The sequence below is a fragment of the Mycobacterium sp. TH-M82 genome, assembly GCF_057473605.1.
In genome coordinates this window covers 1-6,374 of the sequence record NZ_JBYCKY010000706.1, presented here as the reverse complement: position 1 = coordinate 6,374, position 6,374 = coordinate 1, and the positions used below count along the sequence as shown (strand labels likewise).

The window sequence follows — 6,374 nt, the reverse complement described above, 5'->3', positions numbered from 1 at the left end:
GTAGCGTCCGAACGCTAGCGCGACGTTGTGGCCACCGAAACCGAACGAATTGTTGATGGCGTAGGAGTATTCGCCGTAGCGGGGTTCCCCCGCGACGACGTCCAGGTCGATCTCCGGGTCCGGCGTCTCGTAGTTCAATGTGGGTGGGATGACCCCGTCCCGCAGGGTGAGCACCGTCAGCACCGACTCCAGCGCGCCGACCGCCCCGATGGAGTGGCCCAGCGCCGATTTCGGTGCATACACCGCGGCATGCTCACACTTGGCGACGCGGATCGCGTTGGCCTCCGCGGTGTCGCCGATCGGGGTGGCCGTCGCGTGGGCGTTGATATGGTCGACGTCCCTGGCGGACAGCCCGGCCAGCTCCAACGCGCGCACCATCGCCTTGCCGGCCCGCGCACCGTCGGGTGCGGGCGCGACCATGTGGTAGGCGTCTGAGGTGATGCCGGCACCCATCAGCCGGGCCAGCGGCTTGGCACCGCGGGCCTTGGCGTGTTCCTCGGCTTCGATCACCATCAGCGCGCCGGCCTCGCCGAACACGAACCCGTCGCGGTTCTTGTCGAACGGCCGGGACGCCCCCTCCGGGTCGTCGTTGCGCGTCGACATCGCGCGCATCATCGAGAACGCCGCGATGGGCAGCGCCTCGATGCCGCCTTCCACACCGCCGCAGACCGCGAAATCGGCGTCGCCCATGACGATGTGCCGCCACGCGTGAGCGATCGCCTCCGAGCCCGACGAACAGGCCGAGACCGGGGTCATCACCCCGGCGCGGGCGCCGAGTTGCAGGCCGACTACCGCGGCAGCGCCGTTGGGCATGATCATCTGCACGGCCAGCGGCGACACCTTGCGGGGGCCGCCCTCGTTCATCAGGTCGTAGCTCTCGACGATTTTCTCGCCCCCGCCCAATCCGGTGCCGATGACGACGGCGAACCGGTCCGGATCCACCTCCGGGGAGCCGGCGTTCTCCCAGATCCGGCCGGCCAGCAGCTTGCCCATCCGCTGGACATACGACATGCGCCGCAGGTCCAGCCGGCCCATGTGACCATCGACCGGATCTTTGAGGTGACCGCCGATTTTGACCGGCAGGTCCCATTTGGTGACGAACTCGTCCTCGAGTACGTGTATGCCGCTGTCGCCGGCCAACAGCCCTTTCCATGTGCTCTCGATGTCCGGCCCGACCGAGGTCGTGGCCGTGACGGCGGTCACCACAACGCTGCGGTAACCGCCATTGGCGGTGGAGGGCCGGGCCGACAACGTCACTGGCTCTCCGCGGTGAACTTCTCGCGCACTGCCGCGGCGGCCTCGGGGTTCTCCGCCTCCAGCTTCTGGATGTAATTCACCACATCGCCGACGGTACGCAGCCCCGCGAGGTCCTCGTCGGGGATCTTCACCCCGAACCTGTCCTCGGCCTGCACGGCGATCTCGACCATCGACAGCGAGTCGATGTCCAGGTCGTCGATGAACGACTTCTCCATCGTCACCTCGGACGGTTCGATACCGGTCACCTCTTCGATGATCTCGGCGATGGCGGCGACGATCTGTTCCTGTTCCTGCGTGCTTGCCACTACGGCTCCTTCGTTATCGGTTGTGTTTCACGGACTCTTGTGGTCTATGTGGTCTATGTGGTTGTGCTGGCAGGGGAGCGGTCGTGTTAGAGCTCCGTCAACCCGTCCAGGTCTGCGGGGGACTTCACGGCGTGCGCCGGAACTCCCCGAAGTTCGCGTTTGGCGATGCCGGTGAGCGCGCCTGCGGGCGGGAACTCCACGATCGCCGTGACACCGCGCCGTCGCATCGTTTCGACGCACAGGTCCCAGCGCACCGGCCGGGTCAGCTGCGCGACCAGTTGATCCATTGCCGCCGCCGCCGACGGCAACGGCTGACCGTCGAAATTGGACAACACAGTGATGGTGGGCTCGGACACGCGGATCTTACCGGCAGCCGCGGCGTAGCCGTCCAGCGCGGGGGCCATGAAGCGGGTGTGGAACGCTCCGGCAGTGGCCAGCTGACGAACGCGGGCCTTGGCGGGCGGGTCTTCGGCGAGCTTGTCCAGCGCGGTCAGGCGACCGGCGGCGACGATCTGGCCGGTGGCGTTGCGGTTTGCCGGAACCAGGTCGAGCTGCTCCAGCCGGGCCAGGACCTCCGTCTCGTCGCCGCCGAGCACGGCTGACATTCCGGTCGCCTCGACCGCGCACGCCTCGGCCATCTCACGGCCCCGGGTGGCGGCCAGCATGACGGCATCGTCGGCGGCGATAACGCCCGCGATGGCATAGGCGGCGATCTCGCCGACGGAGTGGCCGGCCACTACCAGATTTGTGTAGCCGTCCGGTCCGCCGAGCAACTCACGCTTGGTCAGCTCCGCGTGTGCCAGCAGGGTGGCGGCCACCACCAGCGGTTGCGTGACCGCGGTGTCGGTGATTTCCTCGGCCGTTGCGGTGCTGCCCAGCCGGGCCAGGTCCAGGCCGCTGGCCTGCGACCATGCCGCGATCTGCTCAGCTGCGCCGGGCAGCTCCAGCCACGGCGACAGCATGCCGGGGGTCTGCGATCCCTGTCCGGGCGCGAGCAATGCGATCATATCTTTAAGAGAACATTGTGAACGCAGATTTGCACGATGTGACCGATCATGAACATTGTCTTATTTTTTTGTGGAGACCATACAAAATCGCTCTCCGATGCGACCTATTCGATACCGGATTGCGATTCACGCCGCGGCGTCTCATCCGGCCGGGCGCGCCTCCGGCGTCTGGCGGACGGGGCCGGCGTGTCCCTCGACGACTCCGGCGGTGACCTGCGTAACAGCACCGTTGCTGGCGCTGAAATGGTGCTCCTGGTTCGTCAGTCGGCCTACGGTGGCGGCGACCCGCAGCACATAGGCGTCCCGGGGCTGGGCGGGATCGCGACCGGTGAAGTCGGCGATCCGCTTGAGCCGGTAGCGCACGGTGTTTGGATGAACGAACAACGCACGGGCGCAGGCTTCGATCGCGCCCCCGCAGTCCAGGTAGGTGTCCAGCGTCTCGGTGAGCGTAGGCCCGGCGTCTGCCAGCGGCCGCATCACGTCGGTGTGCAGCGCCGCGATCGCCGACGCGTCACCTGCCAGTGCACGTTCAGGCAAAAGTTCGCGCGCCAGCACCGGCCGCGGCGCCCCGGCCCAGCCGGCGACGGCGTTCATGCCGGAGATCGCCTCGCTGGCGCTGTAGTAAGCGGCGGTCAGCGACGGCGCGGTCGGGCCGATCACCACCGGCCCGTCGGAGAATGCGCCGAGCAAGTCGGGGAGGAACTTCTGGGTCGGCGACAGCGGACCGGACACGATAGCCACCAGCCAGGTACCGTGCACGTCGGTGAGTGCGGCTCGGCTGTGGCGTTCTGCGACAACCCGGACGTTCTCGCTGGCCTTGTGACCGGACACGCCGCCCGGATCTGGTGGCGCAGTGCCCACCACCACGGTCGCCGGCGCGGTGGTGTCCCAGTTCAGCGCGGCCGCCCGGGACAGCAGCTCGGGCCCGGTGTCGCCGCGCACCACCGCGTCGACCACGCTGGCCTCCATCCGGCTGTCCCAGGTGCCGCGCGCTTCGGCGGCGTCGGCATAGGCGGAGGCGGCGGTGAAGGCCAGGTCGCGGCTGTACTTGAGGATTCCGACCGTCAGCGCGGTTACCTGCTCTTCGGAGCGGGCCAGCATCGGCACGACTTCCTCGAAGAACTCCATGGTGACCCGCACCATGTCGACGGTGTGGCGCAGCGCGATGCGCCGGGTCAGATCCTGCGGTACCAGCTCGAAGGCTTGCGCGGTGTAGCGGACGTTGCCGCGCGGGTCGTGCATCCACTCGGCGAAGTTGACCACAGCGGCCTGCACCACCAGCGCCACGTCGGCGCGCTGGGACGCCTCCAATTCGCCGAAGAAAGGCAGCCGCTCGCCCATCGCGGTCACCGCTTCGGTGGCCAGCCGGCCCGAATAGTGTTTCAGCTGCCGCAGCAGGGTGTCCGGGATGGCGTTCAACAGGTCCAGCGTGGAGCCCGGCAAGCCGGGCAGGACGGGACCCGAAGTACCCGAAGAACCCGAAGAACCCGAAGAACCCGAAGAACCCGAAGAACCCGAAGAACCTTTGTGGGGCATGACTAAAAGCTACGCGACTTTTCTGGAGGGTTCTCCCACGTTCGGCGGTCTTGTCGCTGGTTGTGTCGCTGGTTGTGTCGTGCGGGCGTGCGATAGCGAAGCTGAGGAGTTTGGGACGCTCTGCTCCGAGGTGCTCTCGCCACGGCGTTTGCCACCACGAGCATCAGTTAGTTAGAGTATTTTGAGTTTTTTGGCGCACGGCGCGGTGTGTGACCATCACGCTCCTACCTTCGGAGGGAGTCGTCAGCGTGCGCTCGTGTGGCGGTGTTCAGCAGCGACCAGGTCAGGGTCTGACCCGGAGCCTCAGTGGCCTGCCTGGCCTGCCTGGCCTGCCTGGCCTGTGTGGCCTGTGTGGCTTTGCCGCCCGTGGCCGCCGGGTGATTGGGGCCGGTGCGGCAGTTGGGACGCTTCTGACGTTCGGGATGACCCCGCTGGGCGATGCACCGGCCGCACATGCCGATGTCGACGACCTGCTTGCTGATCTGCTCGATCCTGCTGACTGGGCTGCAGCGTTCGACCCGGCCAACTGGCAACACCTGGGCTTCGACCCGGCTCTCGCTGCGGCGGCGGTTCCGTTCGACGCGCCCGGTGATACGGCGTCGGTCCCGTTGCATGTCGAAGGCTTCGGCACTGGCCAACCGGTGGTCGATGTCTCCCTCGGCGGCGGGCCAGGTATTCCCCTTGCGCTCGACACCGGGTCCAAAGGCCTGGAAGTCTCGATCTGGGACCTGTCGCCGCAGGTCATCCTCGATGGATTACGACACTTCAGTTTCAGCGACATCGATATCACGAGGTTCGCCGCCGGGTTCAATATCGGGCTCGATGTTCCCACGACGGTCGATTTCGGTAGTGGAATCGTCAATGACCACGCCACCGTCGATGCCGTCTTGTTCAGTTTCCCGCTGTCCGTTATTGCCGCGCAGCGCCTCGCCGGTGCACCCGTCGACGGCATTTTGGGTATCGGGCCCAACGCAGGCGGTAGCAACCTTGTGACCACGGACCTGCCCGGCGATCTCGGTGAGGGCGTGCTGATCGACGAACCTGGCGACCGACTGGTGTTCGGCCCGGAGCCCGCCACCGTGGACGGGCTGAGCCCCATCGCCACCCTTGACGGGGCGCCGTTCGCCGGCAGCCCGCAGCACCCTGACGACATCCAGGTCCAGCTCGGTGACGGACCCAAGCAGGATGTTGCGGCGGTTTTCGACAGCGGCGGCAAGGGTGGATGGCTTCCGACACCTGTCGCCAACGAATACCCGACCAGTTTCCTCGGGTTGGGGCAACTCCCGGCCGGAACACCGGTCTCCGTCTACACCCAGGATGGCGTTCTGCTCTACTCGCACACCACCGAGGGCGATATGAGCATCCTTGCGAACTGGTTCCTGAAACTGGTGTACGGAGTGTCAGGCATTATGAACACCGGTAACGCTGCCTTCGTGGACACCCCGGTGTACGTCTCCAACGCCGACGGCGGGGCAATGACCTTCTACGGACCGCCGCAGTCATGACAAGTCGGCCGGCGCCGTCGACGCCAAGCTCGCAGGCACCATAAGACGAGGTCAGGCCGGCCCGGGGTCCGAAGTTTCCCCGTCAGCCGGAGGTGCCCCCGGCTCCGAGGCGGCCGGCACGGTGTCGATCAGGTCGATCCGGTACTGCCGCGTCGCCGCGATCACCACCGACGGGTCGATGGCGCCGTCGCGGGCCAGGGCGTCCAGCACCGCCACCGTCACCGATTCGGCGTCGGTGTTGAAGTAGCGCCGCGCAGCCGGCCGGGTGTCGGAGAAGCCGAACCCGTCGGTACCCAGCGTCACGTAACGACCGGGCACCCACGGCCGGATCTGCTCGGGGACGGCGCGCATCCAGTCCGAAACCGCGACCACCGGACCCGTCACACCCGCCAGGGCCCGGGTCACGTACGCCTGCCCGGCCGGGCGTTCCGGGTGGCGCAGCTTCGCTCGCTCGACGGCCACCCCGTCGCGGTTCAGTTCAGTCCAGCTGGTCACCGACCATACGTCGGCGGCCACGTCCCAGTCGGCGAGAAGGCCCGCAGCCCGAAGTGCTTCGGGCATCGCCACCCCGGACGCCAGGATGTGGGCGGTGTTGGTGCGCTTCTCGCCGGCCGCTCGGTAGCGGTACATGCCGCGCAGCAGGCCGTCGACGTCCAGGTTCTCCGGTTCCGCCGGCTGCCGGTAGGGCTCGTTGTAGACGGTGATGTAGAAGTACACGTTCTCCGGGTTCTCGCCGTACATCCGGGCCAGCCCGCTTTCGATGA

Annotated in this window: 6 protein-coding genes; 1 reads left to right on the top strand and 5 read right to left on the bottom strand. The window is 67.2% G+C overall.

Annotated features, from left to right (window positions below; all coding sequences use genetic code 11):
* The 4 genes from AC2VON_RS20675 to AC2VON_RS20660 form a co-directional block, all read right to left on the bottom strand.
* On the bottom strand, nt 1-1,251 hold a 1,251-nt coding region (locus AC2VON_RS20675), incomplete at its 3' end, for a KasA/KasB family beta-ketoacyl-ACP synthase (RefSeq protein WP_486954589.1).
* A gap of 2 nt (nt 1,252-1,253) precedes the next feature.
* Entirely contained in the window at nt 1,254-1,562 is a 309-nt protein-coding gene (gene acpM, locus AC2VON_RS20670) for a meromycolate extension acyl carrier protein AcpM (protein ID WP_486954587.1), read from the bottom strand.
* Between the two features lie 86 nt (nt 1,563-1,648).
* Nucleotides 1,649-2,569, bottom strand: a complete 921-nt coding sequence (locus AC2VON_RS20665; protein WP_486954586.1) for an ACP S-malonyltransferase — start codon at nt 2,567-2,569, stop codon at nt 1,649-1,651.
* A 141-nt stretch (nt 2,570-2,710) separates the two neighbouring features.
* The gene (locus tag AC2VON_RS20660) at nt 2,711-4,021 is read right to left on the bottom strand and encodes a PucR family transcriptional regulator (RefSeq protein ID WP_486954588.1); all 1,311 of its coding nucleotides are present in this window, start codon (nt 4,019-4,021) and stop codon (nt 2,711-2,713) included.
* A gap of 506 nt (nt 4,022-4,527) precedes the next feature.
* Between AC2VON_RS20660 and AC2VON_RS20655 the strand changes: the two genes are divergently transcribed.
* Entirely contained in the window at nt 4,528-5,610 is a 1,083-nt protein-coding gene (locus tag AC2VON_RS20655) for a PecA family PE domain-processing aspartic protease (RefSeq protein ID WP_486954585.1), read from the top strand.
* Nucleotides 5,611-5,661: 51 nt separating this feature from the next.
* On the opposite strand, the gene AC2VON_RS20650 is transcribed toward AC2VON_RS20655, so the two are convergent.
* Nucleotides 5,662-6,374, bottom strand: a 713-nt coding sequence (locus tag AC2VON_RS20650; protein ID WP_486954584.1) for a transketolase-like TK C-terminal-containing protein, incomplete at its 5' end; no start/stop codon positions are given.

What these genes read in the sequence shown, in the direction of transcription:
- AC2VON_RS20665 (WP_486954586.1), bottom strand. Translation starts at nt 2,569, where the DNA reads ATGATCGCATTGCTCGCGCCCGGACAGGGATCGCAGACCCCCGGCATG.
- AC2VON_RS20655 (WP_486954585.1), top strand. Translation starts at nt 4,528, where the DNA reads ATGACCCCGCTGGGCGATGCACCGGCCGCACATGCCGATGTCGACGAC.